This is a genomic window from Pseudomonas sp. FSL R10-2189 (genome assembly GCF_009600325.1).
Lineage (GTDB): Bacteria > Pseudomonadota > Gammaproteobacteria > Pseudomonadales > Pseudomonadaceae > Aquipseudomonas > Aquipseudomonas helleri.
This window is the reverse complement of the sequence record NZ_WIVZ01000060.1, coordinates 1-21,285: the sequence shown is the minus strand read 5'-3', so window position 1 is coordinate 21,285 and position 21,285 is coordinate 1. Positions and strand designations below refer to the sequence as shown.

Annotated in this window: 19 protein-coding genes, 2 pseudogenes and 1 riboswitch; of the genes and pseudogenes, 12 read left to right on the top strand and 9 right to left on the bottom strand. The window is 58.2% G+C overall.

Features of this window, described 5'->3' with window-relative positions; genetic code table 11:
• Window positions 1-484 precede the first annotated feature (484 nt).
• From GHO32_RS25040 to GHO32_RS25030, 3 genes and pseudogenes are all read left to right on the top strand, one after another.
• Window positions 485-1,246, top strand: a pseudogene (locus GHO32_RS25040) (cation:proton antiporter); the annotation flags it as partial.
• Window positions 1,247-1,400: 154 nt separating this feature from the next.
• Complete coding sequence (locus GHO32_RS25035) at window positions 1,401-1,772, top strand: hypothetical protein (protein WP_153336554.1); 372 nt, start codon at window positions 1,401-1,403, stop codon at window positions 1,770-1,772.
• A gap of 1 nt (window position 1,773) precedes the next feature.
• Window positions 1,774-3,765 carry a pyrroloquinoline quinone-dependent dehydrogenase gene (locus tag GHO32_RS25030; RefSeq protein ID WP_153336553.1) on the top strand — a complete coding sequence of 664 codons (1,992 nt, stop codon included), beginning with the start codon at window positions 1,774-1,776 and terminating at the stop codon, window positions 3,763-3,765.
• A 183-nt stretch (window positions 3,766-3,948) separates the two neighbouring features.
• On the opposite strand, the gene GHO32_RS25025 is transcribed toward GHO32_RS25030, so the two are convergent.
• Window positions 3,949-4,872, bottom strand: coding sequence for a LysR family transcriptional regulator (locus GHO32_RS25025; RefSeq protein ID WP_153336552.1), 924 nt, complete (start codon window positions 4,870-4,872; stop codon window positions 3,949-3,951).
• A 108-nt stretch (window positions 4,873-4,980) separates the two neighbouring features.
• On the opposite strand from GHO32_RS25025, the gene GHO32_RS25020 reads away from it, so the two are divergent.
• From GHO32_RS25020 to GHO32_RS25010, 3 genes are read left to right on the top strand one after another with little or no spacing between them, the layout of a single operon-like run.
• A complete protein-coding gene (locus tag GHO32_RS25020; RefSeq protein WP_153336551.1) occupies window positions 4,981-6,222 on the top strand; it encodes a D-amino acid dehydrogenase in 1,242 nt (413 codons plus the stop codon).
• Between the two features lie 30 nt (window positions 6,223-6,252).
• The gene (locus GHO32_RS25015) at window positions 6,253-6,603 is read left to right on the top strand and encodes a RidA family protein (protein WP_153336550.1); all 351 of its coding nucleotides are present in this window, start codon (window positions 6,253-6,255) and stop codon (window positions 6,601-6,603) included.
• A 26-nt stretch (window positions 6,604-6,629) separates the two neighbouring features.
• The gene (locus GHO32_RS25010) at window positions 6,630-7,532 is read left to right on the top strand and encodes a transporter substrate-binding domain-containing protein (RefSeq protein ID WP_153336549.1); all 903 of its coding nucleotides are present in this window, start codon (window positions 6,630-6,632) and stop codon (window positions 7,530-7,532) included.
• A 9-nt stretch (window positions 7,533-7,541) separates the two neighbouring features.
• Here GHO32_RS25010 and GHO32_RS25005 read toward each other — a convergent pair whose 3' ends face one another.
• Entirely contained in the window at window positions 7,542-8,183 is a 642-nt protein-coding gene (locus tag GHO32_RS25005; protein WP_153336548.1) for an HD domain-containing protein, read from the bottom strand.
• Between GHO32_RS25005 and GHO32_RS26545 the strand changes: the two genes are divergently transcribed.
• Both GHO32_RS26545 and GHO32_RS25000 read left to right on the top strand, forming a co-directional pair.
• Window positions 8,182-8,346, top strand: coding sequence for a hypothetical protein (locus GHO32_RS26545; RefSeq protein ID WP_178113941.1), 165 nt, complete (start codon window positions 8,182-8,184; stop codon window positions 8,344-8,346). The genes GHO32_RS25005 and GHO32_RS26545 overlap by 2 nt on opposite strands.
• A 28-nt stretch (window positions 8,347-8,374) precedes the next feature.
• Complete coding sequence (locus GHO32_RS25000) at window positions 8,375-9,340, top strand: GlxA family transcriptional regulator (RefSeq protein WP_153336547.1); 966 nt, start codon at window positions 8,375-8,377, stop codon at window positions 9,338-9,340.
• Between the two features lie 31 nt (window positions 9,341-9,371).
• Here the strand turns inward: GHO32_RS25000 and GHO32_RS24995 are convergent, their stop codons facing one another.
• Window positions 9,372-10,091: a 16S rRNA (uracil(1498)-N(3))-methyltransferase gene (locus GHO32_RS24995; RefSeq protein ID WP_153336546.1), complete on the bottom strand. Its 720-nt coding sequence runs from the start codon at window positions 10,089-10,091 to the stop codon at window positions 9,372-9,374.
• Window positions 10,092-10,194: 103 nt separating this feature from the next.
• Window positions 10,195-11,601, bottom strand: a complete 1,407-nt coding sequence (locus tag GHO32_RS24990) for an adenosylmethionine--8-amino-7-oxononanoate transaminase (protein ID WP_153336545.1) — start codon at window positions 11,599-11,601, stop codon at window positions 10,195-10,197.
• A gap of 285 nt (window positions 11,602-11,886) precedes the next feature.
• Here GHO32_RS24990 and GHO32_RS24985 point away from each other — a divergent pair, with 285 nt between their 5' ends.
• Both GHO32_RS24985 and GHO32_RS24980 read left to right on the top strand, forming a co-directional pair.
• Window positions 11,887-12,438 (top strand): cytochrome b, encoded by a 552-nt coding sequence (locus GHO32_RS24985; RefSeq protein WP_153336544.1) that lies wholly within the window; start codon window positions 11,887-11,889, stop codon window positions 12,436-12,438.
• 32 nt (window positions 12,439-12,470) lie between these two features.
• On the top strand, window positions 12,471-13,049 hold the full coding sequence (locus GHO32_RS24980; RefSeq protein WP_048370909.1) for a YceI family protein: 579 nt from the start codon (window positions 12,471-12,473) through the stop codon (window positions 13,047-13,049).
• A gap of 280 nt (window positions 13,050-13,329) precedes the next feature.
• Here GHO32_RS24980 and GHO32_RS24975 read toward each other — a convergent pair whose 3' ends face one another.
• The 3 genes from GHO32_RS24975 to ahcY form a co-directional block, all read right to left on the bottom strand.
• A complete protein-coding gene (locus GHO32_RS24975; RefSeq protein ID WP_153443047.1) occupies window positions 13,330-15,171 on the bottom strand; it encodes a DEAD/DEAH box helicase in 1,842 nt (613 codons plus the stop codon).
• A 307-nt stretch (window positions 15,172-15,478) separates the two neighbouring features.
• Window positions 15,479-16,324, bottom strand: a complete 846-nt coding sequence (gene metF, locus GHO32_RS24970; RefSeq protein ID WP_153336379.1) for a methylenetetrahydrofolate reductase [NAD(P)H] — start codon at window positions 16,322-16,324, stop codon at window positions 15,479-15,481.
• Between the two features lie 71 nt (window positions 16,325-16,395).
• Window positions 16,396-17,805 carry an adenosylhomocysteinase gene (gene ahcY, locus GHO32_RS24965; RefSeq protein WP_153336378.1) on the bottom strand — a complete coding sequence of 470 codons (1,410 nt, stop codon included), beginning with the start codon at window positions 17,803-17,805 and terminating at the stop codon, window positions 16,396-16,398.
• A gap of 22 nt (window positions 17,806-17,827) precedes the next feature.
• Window positions 17,828-17,934, bottom strand: a riboswitch (S-adenosyl-L-homocysteine riboswitch).
• A gap of 198 nt (window positions 17,935-18,132) precedes the next feature.
• Here ahcY and GHO32_RS24960 point away from each other — a divergent pair.
• On the top strand, window positions 18,133-18,534 hold the full coding sequence (locus GHO32_RS24960) for an acyl-CoA thioesterase (RefSeq protein ID WP_047279442.1): 402 nt from the start codon (window positions 18,133-18,135) through the stop codon (window positions 18,532-18,534).
• Window positions 18,535-18,648: 114 nt separating this feature from the next.
• Entirely contained in the window at window positions 18,649-19,497 is an 849-nt protein-coding gene (locus GHO32_RS24955; RefSeq protein ID WP_123750817.1) for a formate/nitrite transporter family protein, read from the top strand.
• Between the two features lie 82 nt (window positions 19,498-19,579).
• Here GHO32_RS24955 and GHO32_RS24950 read toward each other — a convergent pair whose 3' ends face one another.
• Window positions 19,580-20,197 carry a hemolysin III family protein gene (locus GHO32_RS24950; RefSeq protein ID WP_048370921.1) on the bottom strand — a complete coding sequence of 206 codons (618 nt, stop codon included), beginning with the start codon at window positions 20,195-20,197 and terminating at the stop codon, window positions 19,580-19,582.
• Window positions 20,198-20,976: 779 nt separating this feature from the next.
• Window positions 20,977-21,172: pseudogene (locus GHO32_RS24945) on the bottom strand (RHS repeat-associated core domain-containing protein); the annotation flags it as partial.
• Window positions 21,173-21,285 lie beyond the last annotated feature (113 nt).

Below are 21,285 nucleotides of genomic sequence, written 5' to 3'. Positions count from 1 at the left end.
GTTTTGGAAGCGGGATTGTTTCGCTTAGCAAGCTCAGAAAATTAACTGACTGTTGCACTTGCTCCTTGAGACCGCCAAGCCTCATTGCCAACATTCGTTCTCCCGTCAGGAAGCTGGCAATGCACCTTGTCTCGCAATCGTCCAGTTCTAAGAAGGTTTAATATCAACTTCGCATCGGGCAATTCATTACGTCCGGTCGCCTACATCATGCAAGTTCTATTTTGACTCACAGGCTCATTCCTACTCTGGAATAGTGCCCCGAGTCCTGGAGCGCCGAGCTGCTAGAGCAATCGCCCAGCCAAATTCCATTGCCCCTCATCCTTCTAGTCATGTGTATAGGCTCTCTCCCTATGTCCATGCTTGCCTGAAGCTTTCTGAAGTCTGCTCTGATGCGCGTTCAAGGTAGCCGGCACGCTCCATGGAAAGGTGTCTGTCCACATGGTCACATGTACGGCATAGGTTTTAGGTGTCTATATAGACCGTATCGTTGTTCAATGACGGCACTGCGGTCGTGGTGTTCACCGTGTTGCTCGGCATCGTGCAACTGGGCGAAACCCCGAGCCTGAGCGCGACCGCCATGCTGTTCGCCCACGAGGCCATTGGTGGCGTGGTGTTTGGTGGCCTGATCGGGTACCTGGTGTACCTGATGATCAAAAGCATCGAGCAGTATCAGATTGAGGTGATGCTGACCCTGGCGCTGGTGATCGGCGGCTCGGCCATGGCCAGTGAGCTGCACGTGTCTGCGCCGATTGCGATGGTGGTGGCCGGTTTGATCATCGGTAACCTGGGCCGCAACAAAGCCATGAACGACATGACCCGCCGCTACATGGACGGCTTTTGGGAACTGCTCGATGACATGCTCAACGCCCTATTGTTTGCGTTGATCGGTATGGAGCTGTTGCTGCTGCCGTTCTCGTGGCTGCACTTGCTGGCGGCCGGCGTATTGGCCCTGGCGATTCTGCTCTCGCGCCTGCTCACCGTGGCTCCGGCCATTGTGCTGCTGCGTCGCTGGCGCACCGTGCCCCGTGGCACCATCCGCATTCTCACCTGGGGTGGCTTGCGTGGCGGTGTATCGGTGGCCCTGGCCCTGGCGTTGCCGCTGGGCCCGGAGCGTGACTTGATCCTGAGTATCACCTACATCGTGGTGCTGTCTTCGATCCTGCTTCAAGGCCTGACCATCGGCAAACTGGTCAGCCACGTCACCAAAGATGCGCCAGCGCCTGCTGAATCCGAACACGCGCATTAAGCCTCAAAACCCCCGCCCTACTGACCCGGGCTGCGATTGTTGATCTTCAACCATTGCAGCCCGGCGCTCATTTCGTCCTGTTCCCGGCGTTTCCCGTCAGCTTGGCTACACTCCTTTCAAAATGTAAAAAAGTACGTCACGAAAGGAGAAAGTGATGAGTTCGTCTGCTGCCTATGCACCACCCCGGCGCCATCTCGGCGCTTACATCGTGATCATCACCGCGTTGATTGCTTTGTGTATCACTGCGTGGCGGTTCTTTACGCCGTTATCCGGGATAACCGATTCCGGTGGCGCGATGGTCGCCATGCTGGCCGAGTTTGTGCTGTTTATTCTGGGCCTGTTACTGATCAAGACAGAGGCCGGAGGGGCCAGGGTTTTCTTCCTGTTCCTGGCTTGGGTAGGTGTTATCGGGACGTTTTTTGCTGCCTTGTTACTACATGGCTGGTGGACTGCCGCCGTGCTGGTTGTGTGCGCTGTAGGTGTCCTCATTGAAACGTTTGGCAGCAAGCCAACAAGGAGCGCGTGAGATGAGCACAATGAAAAAGAACCTTTTGGCAGCACCTGCCCTGTGTATGCTTGCGGGCATTTCTACAGCCCATGCAGACACGACCTACGTGGTTCCACCACCGCTTTTGGCGCAGTCCAGCGTCTCTGCTGAAGACGCCAAGCTGCCGATTCCGACCGGTAAAGAATGGGACACCTTCCACGGCCAGCTCAGCTCGCAGAAGTACTCGCCGCTGACGCAAATCAACAAGGACAACGTCGGGCAGTTGAAGAAGGTCTGGCAGTATTTCACCGGGGACATGTCTGACGGCACCGGTAAAACCCCGGCCACCGTCTGGTCCGCCACGCCTATTTTTGCCAACGACACGTTGTACGTGGGCACGCCGTTCTACCGCATCATTGCCCTTGAGCCCGAGACCGGCAAAGAGAAGTGGGTGTATGACACCAAGTCTGCATTGGTGGCCGAAACCCAGCCCGCGCTGAAGTCCCGTGGTGTGTCCTATTGGCAGGAAAAAAACCCGCAAGCGGGCGTTGCCTGTCAGAAGATGGTGTACCTGGGCAACATGACTGCCCAGCTGTACGCCGTCGATGCTGACACCGGCAAGCCGTGCGAAAACTTCGGTAAAAACGGCGTTGTAGACGTTAACCAGTGGAACAAACAGAACAACAAATGGCCGTTGTCGCAGTTGCAACCGCCTACCGTGATCGGCGACAAGCTGATCGTGGGCTGGGCGGGTAAAGACTGGGAGTTCGAAGTCGAATCGCCAGGTTCGTTGTTTGCCCTGAACGCCCGCACTGGCGAGCTGGAGTGGGAATTCAAACCGATCCCTGAAGAAGAAGCCGGGAAAACCGGTACTGCCAACATCTGGACCGCCATGTCCTATGACCCGGCGCTGGGGTTACTGTACATCCCTGTGTCTTCGCCGTCGCCCAACTACTGGGGCGGCAACCGCACCAACCCGATTCCGCTGGGTACTTCAACCACAGCGTTGGATATCAACACGGGTAAAGTCGTGTGGTCGCGTCAGTGGGTTCACCACGATCTGTGGGACTACGACATCAACTCTGCGCCGACGCTGATGGACATCACCGTCAATGGCAAACCTGTGGCGGCGTTGGTACAAGCGACCAAAATGGGCTTCCTGTTCACCGTGGACCGTCGCACCGGTGAAGACGTGTGGCCGATTGAAGAACGTCCGGTGCCTAAAGGCGAAGCCCAGGGTGAAGTCTACTCACCGACCCAACCGTTCCCGACCAAGCCTGAACCGCTGCTGGACCAGTCGAAAAAACCGGCCATCTGGAAAATTGCTGACATTGTCGGCTTTGGCCAGTGCAGCAAGATGTGGGACGGCCTGGAATACAACGGCATGTACTCGCCGCCCGGCCTTAAAGGCAATGGCGTGCTGGCCTACCCGGACAGCGCCGGTGGTGTGCAGTGGGGGGGCGTAGCGTTCGACCCGGTCAGCCAGGTCGCCATCGTCAACACCTCGCACATCGTGCAGATGATCAAGCTGTGGGATCGTGAGGCCTACGACAAACAGCCTAAAGAATCTGGCAACGAAAACGGCTTCTACCCACAAATCGGCGCGCCTTACGGCATGTCGTTGGTCAACGCGCAGAACTGGGCCGGCATGCCGTGCTGGGCTCCGCCGTTCGGTGAGCTGGTGGCGATCAACATGCAGACCGGTGACGTGAAATGGCGTCGTCCGATGGGTGCTGTTCAACAGTGGGGCTGGTACATGCCACCAGACATGGGCTCGCCAACCATTGGTGGCCCGGCGGTGACAGCCGGTGGCGTGGTGTTCATTGGCGCCTCGATGGACGCCAAGGTACGCGCCTACGCACTGGATGACGGTAAAGAACTGTGGTCTGACATCGTCATGGCCCCTGCCGTCGCCAACCCTGCGGTGTACGAATACAAAGGCAAGCAATACGTGGCTTTTGTCGCAGGCGGCAACTCGATCATGAAAGATCAAGTGGGCGACCAAGTGGTGGTGTACGCGCTGCCGAAGTAAACGCGAAGCCCTCACAGGGTCTATGACCCTGTGAGGCACCTCGTAGCAGCTGTCGAGTCTGCGAGACTGCGTCCGATTGCGAAGCGATCGTAAACCCACAAAACCCGATTTAACTGAAGAACCTCGATAACCCGTTTACGACGGCTGCGCCGCCGGACGTAGCCTCGCAAAGCTCGTCAACTGCTACGCGATTTGTACCCCTCTCTCTATCCGCCGCAGCTGTTCATTGGCTCGCTCGGCGAACAATTCCAGTAACCCTTCCAGCAGATGCACCGGCGCTTCGTCGGCGCGGGTCAGGGCGTACAGGGTGATCGGTAATGCCGGGCTCAACGGGCGGATGACGGTGCTTGCCGGTGAGGCGCCCAGGGCGGTGAACGGATCTATCACGGCCAGCCCCGCTCCCGATTCCACCATCGCTCGCGCCAGCGAGTAGGTCTGCACCGCGATGTTGATGCGCGGGGGCGGCTCGATGGTTTTCAAATAGTTGTCCAAACGCGCAAACAACGGGTCGGCGCTGCTCAGGCCAATCAACGGTGCGTCCGCCAGTTCATGCAGCGCCAGCGGCTCGCCTTCACGGTCTTCGCTCCAATAACCCCGTGGCGCCAATGCGACCAGCACGCTGTGGGCCAACGCTTGGGCCTTGAGCCCCGGGTGGTCGGGCAGTTTTAAAGTCAGCGCTACGTCCAGTTCACGCATCAGCAGGCTTTGCACCAGTTCGCGACTGTGTGCGCTTGCCAGTTCGCAGCGGCTGTCGGGGTAGCGGCGCGTCCACTCGCCAATCACTGGCGGCAACAAAGACAACGCCAACGCAGGCGTGCTGCCGATGCGCAAGCGATGCCCCGGTGTGCGCCGCAAGCTTTCGGCCAGACGCTGCACGCCTTGCACGCTCTCGCTGACTTTTTCGACCTCGCGCTCCAGCAGCAGCGCCTCGGGGGTGGGTTGCAGTTTGCCGCGCACGCGCAAGAACAACGGGAACCCCAGTTGCATCTCGGCATGCTGCAGAACCTTGCTCACCGCAGGTTGCGAGACATGCAGCAACTGGGCAGCGGCGCTGATGGAGCCGGTCTGGCGAATAGCCTGGAAAATTTCGATATGGCGTAAGCGCATGGCGGCAGTCCATAACCTTTGTTTATGGGTGAGGCATCTTTAATCATTGTTCAGCGCCTGTCACCTGCCCCTAATCTGAAACCCGCACAACAGTGGGTAAGGACTGACATGGCACAGCGCGTTTGCATCATCGGTGGTGGGGTTATCGGGCTGGCAACGGCGTATGCGCTGGTGCGCGAAGGCTTTGACGTGAGTGTGATCGAAGCCCGCCCGACCCTCGGCAGCCAGACCAGCTTTGCCAATGGCGGCCAATTGTCGTACCGCTATGTCGCCCCGTTGGCCGATGCCGGCGTACCGTTGCAGGCGCTGGGCTGGATGTTGCGCGGCGACTCACCGCTCAAACTGCGCCCGCGCATGGACCCGGCACAATGGCGCTGGCTGGCCTCGTTTGTGGCCGCCTGCCGGGGGTCGGTCAATCAGCGCAATGGCGCACACCTGCTGCGTTTGGCATTGCTGAGCCAGGCCACGTTGCAGCAATGGCGCGAGGAAGACCATCTGGACGGGTTCCAGTGGCGGCGTAACGGCAAGCTGGTGGCTTTTCGCGAACCGTCGCACTTCGCCAAGGCCAGGCAAAACGTTATCCACAGCTCGTATCAGCAAGCGCTCTCTGCCCACGAATGCTCAGCCCTGGAGCCCGGTTTGCAGGGCTCCACGTTTGTCGGCGGCATTTACACCCCCGATGAAGAAGTCGGTGACTGCCACGCGTTTTGCCAACAGTTATTCGCCCGTTTACAGGCCTCGGGGCGCTGCACCTTTTTGCTGGGCAAAACCGTCACCCGTTTGCATCACGAGCACGGTGAGGTCAAAGCCGTGCACATGGGTGACGAGGTGCTGCCGGTCGATCAACTGGTGCTCGCAGCGGGGCATAACAGCCCGGCCTTGAGCCTGCCGGGGCTGAATCTGCCGCTGTACCCGCTCAAGGGTTACAGCCTCACATTGCCGTTGAGCGACCCCGGCAAAGCCCCCGACGTGAGCATCACCGATTACGATCGTAAGATCGTGTACGCGCGCATTGGCGAGCAATTGCGCATTGCCGCGATGGTCGACATCGTCGGTTTTGATGCCTCACTCGACCCCAAGCGCCTCGCGCAAATGCGCCAGTTGGCCCAAAGCACCTTCCCCGAAGCGGGCGATTACCAACACGCCATTGAGTGGGCAGGCATGCGCCCGGCCACCCCCAGCGGCGTACCGATTCTGGGCGCCAGCGGCTATCGCAACTTGTGGCTCAACCTGGGCCACGGCGCGCTGGGCTTTACCCTGGCCTGCGGCAGCGGGCGCTTGCTGAGCGAGCTGATCGCACAGCGCAAAACCTCTATTGACCTGCAAGGTCTGGCCTTGCACGCCGCCTGACGATTGACCCACACCTTAAGGAAATGCCCGATGACGATTCACCGCATTCACAGCAATGACCGTTTAAGCGCCGCTGCGACCTATGAGGCGCTGGTGTTTCTGTCCGGGCAGGTGCCGACCGGTAACGAAGACATTACCGCGCAGACCGAAGAAGTCCTGAGCAAGATCGACGCCTTGTTGGCCGAAACCGGCAGCAGCAAGGACCACATCCTCAACGCCACGATTTACCTGCAAAACATTGAGCGCGACTTCGCGCCCATGAACGCGGTGTGGTCTGCCTGGCTGTCGGCGGGCAAGGCGCCGACGCGCACCACGCTGCAAGCGCAACTGGCCCGGCCGCAAGTGCTGGTGGAAATCAGCGTGATTGCTGCCCGTCGCTAATCAGCTTGAAACCGGAGAATAAGAAGATGAAAAAGCTCACCTTGATCAGTTGCACGCTGGGCCTTTTGCTCAGCCACTCACTGCACGCCAGCGAAGCGCCGTTGCAGGGCACGCTCAAAAAAGTCGCTGATTCCGGGAGCATAACCCTGGGTTATCGCGATGCATCGGTGCCTTTTTCCTACGTAGGCGACAACACCGGCAAGCCGATGGGCTATTCGGTGGAGCTGGCGAACAAAATCGTCGAGCGCATCCAGCAGCAAGTCGGCGGTGCGCCACTGAAGGTCAAATACAACCTGGTGACCTCGCAAACCCGTATCCCGCTGGTGCAAAACGGCACGGTTGATCTGGAATGCGGCTCAACCGGCGTGACGGCCGAGCGGCAAAAACAGGTGGCGTTTTCGTATGGCTTTATCTACGTCAAAGGCCAGTTGCTGACCGCCAAAAACAGCGGCATCCAGGGCTTTGACGACCTGCGCGACAAGAACGTCGTGACCACGGCGGGCACCACCAATGAGCGCTTTCTCAAGAGCTACAACGCTGACCACAAGATGAACATGAACGTGATCAGTGCCAAAGACCATGGCGAAGCATTCAAGATGCTCGAAACCGGCCGTGCCGTGGCCTTTTACATGGATGATGCGCTGCTCTACGGCGAACGTGCCAAAGCCCGCGACCCGCACAACTGGGTGGTCGTGGGCCACGAGCAATCGCGTGAAATCTATAGCTGCATGGTGCGCAAGGACGACCCGCAATTGCTGGCTGTGGTGAACCAGGCGCTGGCGGATCTGTATCAGTCGGGCGAGATCAACGGCATCTATCAGCGCTGGTTTGAGCAGCCGATTCCACCGAATGGCCTGAACCTGGAATTCCCGATGACCGCCGAACTAAAACAGATCATCGCCAAGCCGGTGAACGATCCGGTGGAGTAAACCCGGGGCTTACGACACCCACGGCGACGCGCGGATAATCTCGACGAAGTTAAGCGGTTTGAAGCTTGGGTCGATGTCCACCAGCACGTCGGCGTTAACCGTGCCGAAGGTGGTGTCGGGGCGGTGTTTAAAGCCGTTGGCGAAGGCGCAGAGGATGCATTCCTTGAAGCCTTCGCCACGCGGGTGCGCATGCACCACGGCTTCGCGTTGCTCAGTGGGGAACGCCGCGTAGTCGATACCCAGCACGTCCATTTCTACACCCGCCGTCACCAGCGCCACGTTAGGCCGCAGATGTTGCGGCACGCCCGGCGTGGTGTGCAGGGCAATGGCCAACCAGACTTGCTCGACATCATCGTCGCTCAGGCCAAACGGTTTCATGAAGGCTTTGGCGCTGTTGGCGCTGTCCACTTCAAACCGTTCGTTGTCGCTGCGATGGCCTTCGACCAGGCCCAGATCATGGAACATCGCCCCCACGTACAAAAGCTCCGGGTCATAGGCCAATTGCTTGCGTTGGCCGCTCAGCGCGCCAAACAAAAACACCCGCCGCGAGTGATGGTAGAGCAAATCGGACTCCACATCACGGATGTATTCGGTCGTGGCTTTGGCCAAGGCGCTGTCCGGAATGACGATGCCTGCGATGGTCTGACTCATGGCGAACTCCTCGATCAAGCGCCGGGGTGGCGCTGTTGAGTTCAGTGTGGACCGCGCCCTGGATGGCAACAATCGTCACGCAGGTGCGATTCGTGCCATTCAGGTGGCAATGCCGGCCACGGCTTTTAACAGGCTTGCCACACCGGGCGGCGGCGGTATTTGATGTATCACCCCTCAGACGGCGAACCCTGATGACCTTGAAGATCGCATTGATCGTTTTCCCCGGCGTGCAAGCCCTGGATGTGACCGGCCCCATGGATGTGTTCGCCGAGGCCAATGTGTTTCTGCCGCCCGCTGAGCGCTATCAACTGGAGGTGCTGGGCCTGGAGGCAGGCTTGCTGGCCTGCTCCAACGGCTTGTCGATCCAGGCTCATCGGCATTTCACCGAGGCCAACACGGCCTACGACTTGGTGTTGTGTTCTGGCGGCCCGGCCCTGCCCGATCAGGATTTTGGCCCGGCGTTTTATAGCTGGTTGCGCACGCTGTGTCGCCGCTCGCGACGCTTTGGTTCGATCTGTAACGGAGCGTTGATGCTCGCACGCGCAGGCTTGCTGGACGGCCGACGGGTGACCACGCACTGGGGCGATGTCGCGGCCCTGGCGCGGCTGTGCCCGAGCGCCAAACTGGAAGCCGATCGCTTGTATGTGCAGGACGATAACTTGTTTACCTCAGCCGGGGTGACGGCCGGGATTGATCTGTCGCTGTATGTGTTGAGCCAGGATCATGGCCCCGAGGTTGCGCTCAGCGTGGCCAAACGGCTGGTGGTGTTTACCCAGCGTTCGGGCGGGCAGTCGCAGTTCAGCCCGTTTTTGACCGCAGCCACCCCGGACGATTCGCCGGTGGCGGCGGTGCAACGGTTTGTGCAGGCCAACCTGCGTGCGGATCTGACCATCAGTGAACTGGCGCAAGCGGCCAACATGAGCCCGCGCAATTTCTCTCGGGTCTTTGCCCGTGACACCGGAATTACCCCGGCACAATTTGTTGAGGGTGCGCGGGTGGATGCCGCCCGCGCCTTACTGGAAAACCCGGCGCTGGCCCTCAAGACCGTGGCCTACGAATGCGGTTTTCGCGATGCGCATCACCTGCGCAGCGTGTTCATGCGCAGGCTGGGCGTGTCGCCGCAGCAGTTCCGGACGAACTTCGCGGTGATGGCGTAACGACTTTTGCTCGCTCCTACAGGTCAATCGTTTAGAAATCACCCCACAGTTGCTGGGCCACGGCCAGCGCGACTACGGGCGCCGTTTCGGTGCGCAGCACACGCGGGCCGAGGCGGGCCGGCTGGAAGCCTGCCGTTTGAGCGTGCTCCACTTCGTTGTCGGTCAACCCGCCTTCCGGGCCGATCAAAAATGCCAGGCGCGCAGGCTTGGCGTGGCTGGTCAGCGGCGCTGACACCGGGTGCAGCACCAGCTTGAGGTCGGCTTCGGTGGTTTTGATCCAGTCACTGAGCAATACCGGCGGGTGAATCACCGGCACCCGCGAACGGCCACACTGCTCACAGGCACTGATCGCCACTTGCCGCCAATGCGCCAGACGCTTGTCTGCCCGCTCGTCCTTGAGCCGCACTTCGCAACGCTCACTCATGATCGGAGTAATTTCCGTCACGCCCAATTCGGTGGCTTTTTGAATCGCCCAGTCCATGCGTTCACCACGGGACAACCCCTGGCCCAGGTGAATGGCCAACGGCGACTCAACTTGCCCGGCGATGGTTTCGTCGAGCACCACGCGCACACGTTTTTTGCCTACTTCCAGCAAGCGCCCCAGAAACTCCTGACCCGAGCCGTCGAACACTTGCAGGGCATCGCCCTCGGCCATGCGCAGCACACGGCCAATGTAATGCGCCTGGGCTTCAGGCAGTTCATGTTCACCGAGGCTCAACGGGGCGTCGATAAAGAAGCGGGACAATCTCATTTAAGTTCTCTGAAAAAAGCCCCCTGTAGGAGCGAGCTTGCCTCGCGATCTTTTGACTTAAAAAAAGATCGCGAGACAAGCTTGCTCCTACAGGGGATTAAAATTAACCCGGGTCGCGGAAGTCTGGATGGAAGTTCGCCGGCACGGCCACGCTGATGTCCGTGCGCGTCGCGATGTCGATCCCTTCGCTGGCCACTTCAGCCAGAAAGTCGATCTGCTCGGGGGTAATCACATAAGGCGGCAAGAAATACACCACACTGCCCAACGGGCGCAATAACGCACCCCGCTCCAGCGCGTGCTGGAAGACTTTCAGGCCGCGTCGTTCCTGCCACGGGTAAGCCGTTTTAGTGGCTTTGTCCTGGACCATTTCTATCGCCAGCACCATACCCGTCTGACGCACTTCCGAGACATGTGCATGGTCGGCCAGGTGGGCCGTGGCGCTGGCCATGCGTTGGGCGAGTGCCTTGTTGTTTTCGATGACGTTGTCGTCTTCAAAAATATCCAGCGTGGCCAAGGCCGCCGCACACGCCAGCGGGTTGCCGGTGTAGCTGTGGGAATGGAGGAAGGCGCGCAGGGTCGGGTAGTCGTCGTAGAAGGCGCTGTACACCTCATCGGTGGTCAGGCATGCCGCCAGCGGCAAGTAGCCACCGGTCAAGGCTTTGGACAGGCACAGGAAGTCTGGCGTGATACCGGCTTGCTCACAGGCAAACATCGTCCCGGTACGGCCAAAGCCCACGGCGATTTCGTCGAGGATCAGGTGCACGCCATATCGGTCGCAGGCCTCACGCAACAACGTGAGGTACACCGGGTGGTACATGCGCATACCGCCCGCGCCCTGAATCAGCGGCTCGACAATCACCGCCGCAATCGTGGCATGGTGCTCGGCCAGGGTCTGCTCCATGGCCTGGAACATCGTGCGCGAGTGGGCTTCCCAGCTCACGCCTTCAGGGCGCAAGTAGCAATCGGGACTCGGCACTTTGATCGTGTCGAGCAGCAAAGCCTTGTAGGTTTCGGTGAACAGCGGCACGTCACCCACCGACATCGCGGCCATGGTTTCGCCGTGGTAACTGTTGGTCAGCGTCACGAAGCGCTTTTTGTCCGGCTGGCCGCGGTTGAGCCAGTAGTGAAAGCTCATCTTCAGCGAGACTTCGATACACGACGAACCATTGTCGGCATAGAAGCAGCGGGTCAGGCCCTCAGGGGTCATCTTGACCAGGCGCTCAGACAACTCGATCACCGGCTGATGGCTGAACCCCGCGAGGATCACGTGCTCCAGCTGGTCGACCTGGTCCTTGATGCGCTGGTTGATACGCGGGTTGGCGTGGCCAAACACGTTGACCCACCAGGAACTCACGGCATCCAGGTAGCGTTTGCCTTCAAAGTCTTCGAGCCACACGCCTTCACCGCGCTTGATAGGAATCAGCGGCAACTGTTCGTGATCTTTCATTTGGGTGCAGGGGTGCCATAACACGGCAAGGTCGCGCTGCATCCATTGATTATTCAGGCCCATTTCCACTCTCCTGGCGCGGGTTCCCGGCGTCTGCGGGCAAACAAGCCTGCAAGCCTATGCAATGCGCAAGCTCGTCACAAGTCATTACGCTTATCCATAGACACGCGTATTTACATTCAAGGCACGGCTCGGCATAAAACACTTACGCGGCTATTGTTAACGTTTGCTTAATGCGTCATCCCCAGGCTACAGATCGTATTTATCGATGTTTTGCAGCAAAAAAATGCGCTTTCATTCGATAGGTAAACCATTAGTCTTAACGTCAATTCCCACAGGATGTTGGCAATGCAGCTACGTAACTCGTCTTCTCGCTATGGTGCCGTGAGTATTTTCCTGCACTGGTCAGTCGCGCTGGCCGTGTTTGGGTTGTTCGCACTGGGCTTGTGGATGGTCGGTCTCGACTACTATGACCCTTGGCGTAAAGAAGCGCCGGACCTGCATAAAAGCATCGGTCTGACGCTGTTGGCGGTCATGTTGATCCGTGTTGTCTGGCGGTTCATCAGCCCGCCGCCCCCTGCTTTAGAAACGTATAGCCCTGCAACCCGTATCGGCGCCAAGTTCGGTCACGCTTTTCTGTACCTGAGCTTGTTTGCCCTCATGATCGCGGGATATTTGATCTCGACGGCCGAAGGCGTGGGTATCCCTGTTTTCGGTCTGTTTGAAGTACCGGCACTGATCTCCAGCCTGCCCAGTCAGGCTGATGTTGCTGGCGTTGTGCACCTGTGGCTGGCCTGGACCGTGGTGATCTTTGCTGTTCTGCATGGTCTGGCTGCCTTTAAACACCACTTTATTGACCGTGATGCGACCCTCAAACGTATGCTGGGCCGCAAAGCCTGATGCTCAACCTCAATTCAAAAGGAATAGAACGCATGTTGAAAAAGACGCTCGCTGCTCTGGCACTTGGGACTGCTCTGCTGACCGCCGGTCAAGCCATGGCTGCCGACTACACCATCGATAAAGAAGGCCAGCACGCTTTCATCGACTGGAAAATCAGCCACTTGGGCTACAGCTTCGTTCACGGTACGTTCAAGGACTGGAAAGGCACCTTCTCGTGGGATGCCGCCAAGCCTGCTGACAGCAAAATTGACATCACCCTGCAAACCGCCAGCCTGTTCTCCAACCACGCAGAGCGTGACAAGCACATCGCCAGCAAAGACTTCCTGGACGTTGCCAAATACCCTGAAGCGACCTTCAAGTCGACCAAAGTGGTGCCAACCGGCGACAAGACAGCTGACGTGACCGGCGACCTGACGCTGCACGGCGTGACCAAGCCTGTGACCTTCAAAGCCACATTCAACGGCGAAGGCAAGGATCCATGGGGTGGCGAACGTGCTGGCTTCAACGCTACCACTACGCTGAACCTGAACGACTTCGGCATCAAAGGCCCAGGCCCAACCGCTCAAACGCTGGACCTGGACATCTCGCTGGAAGGCGTGAAGGCCAAGTAATAGCGCTTTTAGATGGCTAAAAAAACGCCCTGGCTTGTGAGAGCCGGGGCGTTTTTTTATGAAAAGCAAGAGCCCCCTCACCCTAGCCCTCTCCCGGAGGGAGAAGGAACCGATTGGGGATGTTGTAGATTTTCTGCGGTCTGCAAGCCATGCACTGAATCTGAAAACACCGCGATAAAACGCCCTCTCCCTCGGGAGAGGGTTGGGGTGAGGGGCTTTTGATCACAAACAAAAACGCCCCCAATCTTTCGGTCGGGGGCGTTTTTTTTGCAGCGTTAACTCAGCGGTTGCGAGTCAGCAGTGCAGGCTTCTCGCCACGAGGGCGGTTCGGCAGTTGATCCAGCTGCTCAGGAGTCAAAAAGCGATCGCTTTTGGACTCTTTGTGCATGATCTTCGGCTGGTTCTCACGTGGGCCTTTAACCGCGGGCTCTTGACGCGCAGTATCACGCGACGGGCGGTTGTCGCGACGGGCCTGGCCATCACGTGGCGCGCCGTTGCGTGGGCCGCTGCGCTTGGCTGGCGGGGTGCCAGTGCTGGCGCCGCTGCCGGTACGCGGGCCGTTTTGACGGCCACCCGAACGGGCCGCAGTGCCTGCACCTTGCGCCGGAGCGCCCGGACGACGGTCACGGCCCTGGTTGTTTTTGTTTTGGTACGGGCTGACGTAATCAGCGCGGTTACCAAAGTTATCCACATCGTCATCACGGAACTCGTCCGGCGCACGGTTGGCATCGGCACGAGGGGTTGGCTGACGCTGCTCACGGGCAGGCTGGGCGCTGCGTGGCTTTTGCTCACGAGCTGGACGCTCGCCGCGTGCCGCTGCAGGTTTTTCTTTGCCCTTGTCTTTGCCTTTGTCTTTACGACCGCCGCCACCGCCCGGATTACCCGGACCGTCGCCGCGTGGGCCACGTGGCGGGTTGCGCGGGTTACGCACATCCGGACGCTCGCGCACTTCGGGCTTTTCAGCTTCTACGGCACTGGCGTCAAAACCCATCAGGTCGCCATCAGCGATCTTCTGTTTGGTCATGCGCTCAATGCTTTTGAGCAGTTTTTCTTCGTCGGGAGCAACCAGGGAAATCGCTTCGCCCGAACGACCGGCACGGCCCGTACGGCCGATACGGTGAACGTAGTCTTCGTCAACGTTCGGCAGTTCGAAGTTGACCACGTGCGGCAACTGGTCGATGTCCAGGCCACGCGCTGCGATGTCGGTTGCAACCAGAATGCGCACAGAACCGGCTTTAAAGTCGGCCAGGGCTTTGGTACGCGCGTTTTGGCTCTTGTTACCGTGGATGGCCACAGCGCTCAGGCCGTGTTTGTCCAGGTATTCAGCCAAACGGTTGGCGCCGTGCTTGGTACGGGTGAACACCAGCACCTGTTCCCAGGCACCTGCGGTGATCAAATGGGCCAGCAAGGCACGCTTGTGGGTCGCAGGCAGGCGGAAAACACGCTGCTCGATGCGCTCAACCGTGGTGTTGGGCGGCGTCACTTCAATGCGCTCAGGGTTGCGCAGCAACTTGCCGGCCAGGTCGGTGATGTCCTTGGAGAACGTCGCCGAGAACAGCAGGTTCTGACGCTTGGCAGGCAGCCGCGCGAGGACTTTTTTCACGTCATGGACAAAGCCCATGTCGAGCATCCGGTCGGCTTCATCGAGCACCAGAATTTCTACGTGAGAGAGGTCTACGCTGCCCTGGCCGCACAGGTCGAGCAAACGACCCGGGCACGCCACCAGCACGTCAACACCGCGGGACATGGCTTGAACCTGTGGGTTCATGCCGACGCCGCCGAAGATGCAGGCACTGACGAACTTCAGGTCGCGGGCATAGAGCTTGAAGCTCTCGTGCACTTGGGCTGCGAGTTCGCGAGTCGGGGTCAGGACCAGCACGCGGGGTTGGCGTGGGCCGTGACGCTGGGATTTGTCCGGGTGGCCGTTGGGAAACAGCTTTTCCAGAATCGGAAGAGCGAAGCCGCCGGTTTTACCAGTACCTGTCTGGGCCGCAACCATCAAATCGCGACCTTGCAACACGGCGGGAATGGCCCGCTGTTGCACCGGAGTAGGCTCGGTATAGCCCGCATCTTCAATGGCGCGGACTAAAGCCTCGGAGAGACCGAGGGAAGCAAAGGACATGAGTAATCCTGTTCTAGTTAGGGCTTGGCCCAGAGGGATAGTCTTGCCTGGCGTGAATGGCGTTTAAGGTGACGCAATCCCGTCCGGTCCTGCTCCAGTCCTGAGGCTCATTCACATCGCTCGCGCGGGCTGGAAGCTGCGCAGTCACGAGGTTGAATGCCGGGTACAAGGACGAGCGGCCGGGCGTAAGCCTGGCGGAAAACCCGGAGTATAACAGAGCAATCACGGCGCGCCGATTTCATGCTGCTCAACGGTTTTGTAGGGGCACAGGCCACATAACCCGTGGGAGCGGGCGATGCAGTGTGGATCAGCGTGGCAGCTTCAGGTTGTTCCAGATCGCCAGGCTCGGCTCAGACTGGTTCAAGGTATAGAAGTGCAGGCCCGGTGCGCCGCCATCGAGCAAACGCTCGCACATTTCGCTGATCACTTGCTCGCCAAACGCCTGGATGCTGGTCGCATCATCGCCGTAGGCTTCCAGTTGCTTGCGAATCCAACGCGGGATTTCTGCACCGCAAGCGTCGGAGAAACGCGCCAACTTGCTGTAGTTGGTGATCGGCATGATGCCCGGCACGATCGGGATCATGACGCCGGCCGCACGTACGCGCTCAACAAAGCGGAAGTAGCTGTCGGCGTTAAAGAAGTACTGGGTGATCGCACTGTCGGCGCCAGCGTTGGCCTTGCGCACGAAGTTGCTGATATCGTCTTCGAAATTGCGCGCCTGAGGGTGCATCTCAGGGTATGCCGCCACTTCAATGTGGAAGTGATCGCCGGTTTCTTCACGAATGAAGCTCACCAGGTCATTGGCATAACGCAACTCACCGCTGGCCATCCCCATACCCGAAGGCAGGTCGCCACGCAGCGCGACAATACGCTTGATACCTGCGCTCTGGTACTGAGTCAGCAGGCCACGCAAGTCGTCCTTGCTGTCACCGACACACGACAAGTGCGGGGCGGCAGGGACCTTGGCTTCGCTCTCCAGTTGCAGCACGGTGTTGATCGTGCGGTCACGGGTCGAGCCACCGGCACCGTAGGTGCAGGAGAAAAAATCCGGGTTGTAGGTCGCCAGTTGGCGAGCCGTGTTCATCAGTTTTTCATGTCCAGCATCGGTCTTGGTCGGGAAGAACTCGAAGCTGTAACGACGGTCTTGGGACATGGTCAAATCCTTGGCAATACAAAAGCCGAATACAAGCCCGCCCCCATTAGGGGGCGGGCTTGGCGATCCAATCAGTAACGGTACGCTTCAGGTTTGAACGGACCTTCGACCGTCACGCCGATGTAGTCGGCTTGTTGCTGGGTCAGTTGAGTGACCACGCCACCGAAGCCGCGAACCATTTCCAGGGCCACTTCTTCGTCCAGTTTTTTCGGCAGTACTTCTACGGTCAGACGCTCAGCTTGCAATTCGGCAGGCAGGTCAGCGTATTTTTGGGCGAACAGGAAGATCTGCGCCAGTACCTGGTTGGCAAACGAACCGTCCATGATGCGGCTTGGGTGACCGGTGGCGTTGCCCAGGTTTACCAGACGGCCTTCGGCCAGCAGGATCAGGTAGTCGTCGTTCTGTGGGTCGAACTCGCCAGCGCCAGTGCGGTGTACCTTGTGCACTTGTGGCTTCACTTCTTCCCATGCCCAGTTTTTGCGCATGAAAGCGGTGTCGATTTCGTTGTCGAAGTGGCCGATGTTGCACACCACAGCGCGTTTTTTCAGCGCAGCCAGCATGTTCTTGTCGCACACGTTGACGTTACCGGTGGTGGTCACGATCAGGTCGATCTTGCCCAGCAGGGCCTTGTCGATGCTCGCCTCTGTGCCATCGTTCTGGCCGTTGATGAACGGCGAAACCACTTCAAAGCCGTCCATGCACGCTTGCATGGCGCAGATCGGGTCAACTTCGGAGACTTTAACGATCATGCCTTCCTGACGCAGGGACTGAGCCGAACCCTTGCCCACGTCACCGTAGCCGATGACCAGCGCTTGCTTGCCGGACAGCAGGTGGTCAGTACCACGCTTGATCGCATCGTTCAGGCTGTGACGGCAGCCGTACTTGTTGTCGTTTTTGCTTTTGGTCACCGAGTCGTTCACGTTGATCGCCGGGATCATCAGCTCGCCTTTGGCCAGCATGTCCAGCAGACGGTGTACGCCGGTGGTGGTTTCTTCGGTCACGCCGTGGATCTTTTTCAGCATGGCCGGGTATTTCTTGTGCAGCAGCTCGGTCAGGTCGCCGCCGTCGTCGAGGATCATGTTGGCGTCCCAAGGCTGGCCATCTTTCAAGATGGTTTGCTCCAGGCACCACTCGTACTCTTCTTCGGTCTCGCCTTTCCAGGCAAATACCGGGATACCGGCAGCAGCGATAGCGGCAGCGGCCTGGTCTTGAGTCGAGAAGATGTTGCACGACGACCAACGCACTTCGGCACCCAGGGCAACCAGGGTTTCGATCAGTACGGCAGTCTGGATGGTCATGTGGATGCAGCCCAGAATCTTCGCGCCCTTGAGCGGTTGTTCTGCGGCATACCGACGACGCAGACCCATCAGGGCCGGCATTTCGGATTCAGCGATGAAGGTTTCGCGACGGCCCCATTGGGCGAGGGACATATCAGCGACTTTATAGTCGGTAAAACCTGCAGGCGTGTTTACAGCGCTCATTAAGAGCCTCCATTCGTTTAATCGCGAATGGGCGCCGTTGTGCGTTTAGTGCCTGCTCAGGGAACCCTGAACAAACAACGCCCCATCCGAGCCTGACAGGTTGAACCTGCTGCAGCGCCCCTCGGACAGGTGGCGGGAAAACGGTACCGGGTGAACATGACCGTTTTTGAAGCGAGGGAGATTATAGCCATCCGCGCCTGGGTTCCCAAGGGTTTATCCAAGGCTTTTTTATTTGCTTAATCGAGACCATAGTCCAAGGTTAATAGAGCTGAGGGCCGAGGTCTGACATCATGGCCGGCATCTAAGGCAAGACGGTCAGGAGCGAACATGAATTTTCACACCCGCAAATGGGTTAAACCCGAAGACCTCAACCCCAACGGCACCTTGTTCGGTGGCAGCCTGCTGCGCTGGATCGACGAAGAAGCGGCGATCTACGCCATTGTTCAACTGGGAAACCAGCGCGTCGTGACCAAGTACATCTCCGAAATCAACTTTGTCAGCGCCTCGCGCCAGGGCGACATCATCGAACTGGGCATCACCGCTACCGAATTTGGCCGCACCTCGATCACCTTGACCTGTGAAGTGCGCAACAAGATCACCCGCAAAAGCATCCTGACGGTCGACAAAATGGTCTTCGTCAACCTCGGTGAAGACGGCCTGCCAGCACCGCACGGCCGCACCGAGATCAAGTACGTCAAAGATCAGTTCCAGGATGAAAATCAGGCCTGATTACCTTTGACCTTGTCCCCGCTGCCACAGGCTGCGGCAGCGATTACAGGTTTTGAGTGAACAGCCACCGGTGGCGCGTGTCGTACGCTTATACACGCCACCGGTCATCCGCTCATGAACACTGAAAACAGCGGTAAAACGCCCAACCTGTCGGCTGATGAAAAGCACGACATCAGCAAAAACCAGCCACCGCGTGCTGCTGTCCTGCACGAAATCATTCGCCTGCAAGGTGATCAGGAACTGGAGCGCAGCATTGCCGCCCTGTTCTGGTCAGCCCTGGCGGCCGGCCTGACCATGGGCTTGTCGTTGATGGCCATGGGCTTGCTCAACTCTCGCCTGCCCGACGCCGAAGGGTTCAAGGTGATCGCCAGCTTTGGTTACTGCGCGGGGTTTTTGGCGGTCATTCTCGCTCGCCAGCAATTGTTCACTGAAAACACCCTGACAGCGGTATTGCCGATCATGAGCAAACCCACGCTGAACAACTTCGGGCGGTTGTTCAGGCTCTGGTCCGTGGTGCTGATCGGCAACCTGATGGGTACTTTTCTGGTGGCCTACGTGATGCTGCATTTGCCGATTTTCGACACCCCGACCGACGAGGCCTTTCTGGAAATCGGGCGCAAGGTCATGGAAAACGACGTCAGCCAAATGTTCGCCAAAGGCATTGTCTCGGGCTGGATGATTGCAACCATGGTCTGGATGATCCCGTCCATGGAGAGCGCCAAGATGTGGATCATCATCCTCATCACCTACCTGATGGCGCTCGGTGACTTTACCCACATCGTGGTCGGCACCGCCGAGGTGTCCTATCTGGTCTTTGCGGGTGAATTACCGTGGAAAGACTTCTGGATGATCTTTGCCGGCCCGACACTGGCCGGCAACATCATCGGCGGCAGTTTTATCTTCGCCCTGATCAGCCACGCGCAAATCCGCAGCGACACCAAAAAGCCGCTGAAAAAAGCGTAATACGGCCCTGTAGGAGCGAGCTTGTCTCGCGATCTTTTGATCTTTTTAAAAGTTCGCAAGACAAGCGGGCGCCTACAGTCGTCTAGATCACGTAATGCGCAATAGCCACAAAGTGCAGCAGGCTGCCGCAGATGACAAACAGGTGCCAAATGCCGTGGGCATGCCGCAGGCGGTGGTCGAGGGCAAAAAAGATAATCCCCACGGTGTACATCACCCCGCCCGTGGCAAGCCAGATAAAGCCCGCGGTCCCTAGCGCAGCCAGCAAAGGCTTGACCGCCACCAGCACAATCCAGCCCATCACCGCGTAAATCACGATCGACAAGATGCGCGCTTCAGAGCGCGGTTTGATCTCTTGCAGCATGCCGATCACCGCCATGCCCCAGACAATCCCGAACAGCGACCAGCCCCACGGCCCGTGCAGCGTCACCAGGCAAAACGGCGTGTAGCTGCCGGCAATCAGCAAGTAAATCGACAGGTGATCAAACTTCTGCATGATCACCTTCGAACGCCCACGCACGCTGTGGTAAACCGTCGACACGCTGTACAGCAGCACCAGCGTCACGCCATAAATGGCCGCGCTGACAATTTTTTGCGGGCTCCCGTCCAGACACGCCACCACCAACAACCAGATACTGCCTGCCGCAGCCGCCACAGCCCCCACCAAATGGGTCCAGGCGTTGAGCTTTTCCCCGTGATACATGTGCAACATCCTCAATGACCGATAGTGCGACGGTGCCACCTTGTTACAACATAAGGGCCAAGGTCGCGACCTTAAAGGGCAATTTGGCGATAGTCGAGGATTGCTTGCCAAGCAATAACGGGAGGTCGGGGCAGCCTTCACAGGCTAAAGACGTACAAAGCCGTCATTTACGAAACTGAAATAATCACGAAGATCGCTAGCCGCTTGATCACGAACTCTGATGCTTTGATTAGCATCGCGAATGATCTCATAAAGCGAATGGGCCTTGCCGCTTGAGTAACCATTGCGAGTGACGAAGCCATTAATATCACTATAAGTCTGAGCACTCAACGCTCCGCGACTGACTGACTCAGGCAAATTAGCAACTACCATGCTTGGCGTATGTATCTGTATTTCAGCCGACAGTCCAGATCTTGTAGAAATAGTTGCATGCACCCCTCTGTAACCGCTGTCACCCGGCAAAGAATTTATCACTTTAATAGTTGCACCTCGCCCCTGCAGATCGTTAACAACATTGCCAATGTTTCTTCTTTTAACCACCAACGTATTTCTTGCTATATCTTTGATTTTTGATGCATCGCCGCCATAATCATTTATTACTTTTTCCCATGCCCGATCCCTGCCTTTCAAAGGCGCCGGGATAGCTGTTCCTCTGTACTTTTTCGCCAGACCAATCGCAATCTCATCTATGTGCTGTTTTGCTGCCGGCGCCTGGCTGTACATCGCGTTGAATTGTCTTTTCTGGGTAAAGCGCCTCATGCCTCTGAAGACAGACGCTAAAAGGGCATGCCCACTGGGGTCAATAAAATTAATGGGGTCCCCCGAGCAATAGCCATAGCTATTAATTCCACCCGCTCCAAAGGGACTCCAGCTGTCAGGGCTATTGAAGCGCATCAACACAGGGTTATACGCACGGTATCCATTGCCGAGTAGGTAATGCCCTGTAGCTGGATCGCAGTATTCACCATTAAAAGCCGGCAACTGCACGTCTTTATTGCCTTGAGCTTTAAAGGCTCTTCGCATTTAAGGGTGTAGAAAAAATCTGACCGGCTGGAAAAGGAGTCGAGGATCTTAGAAAATGTAAGCTC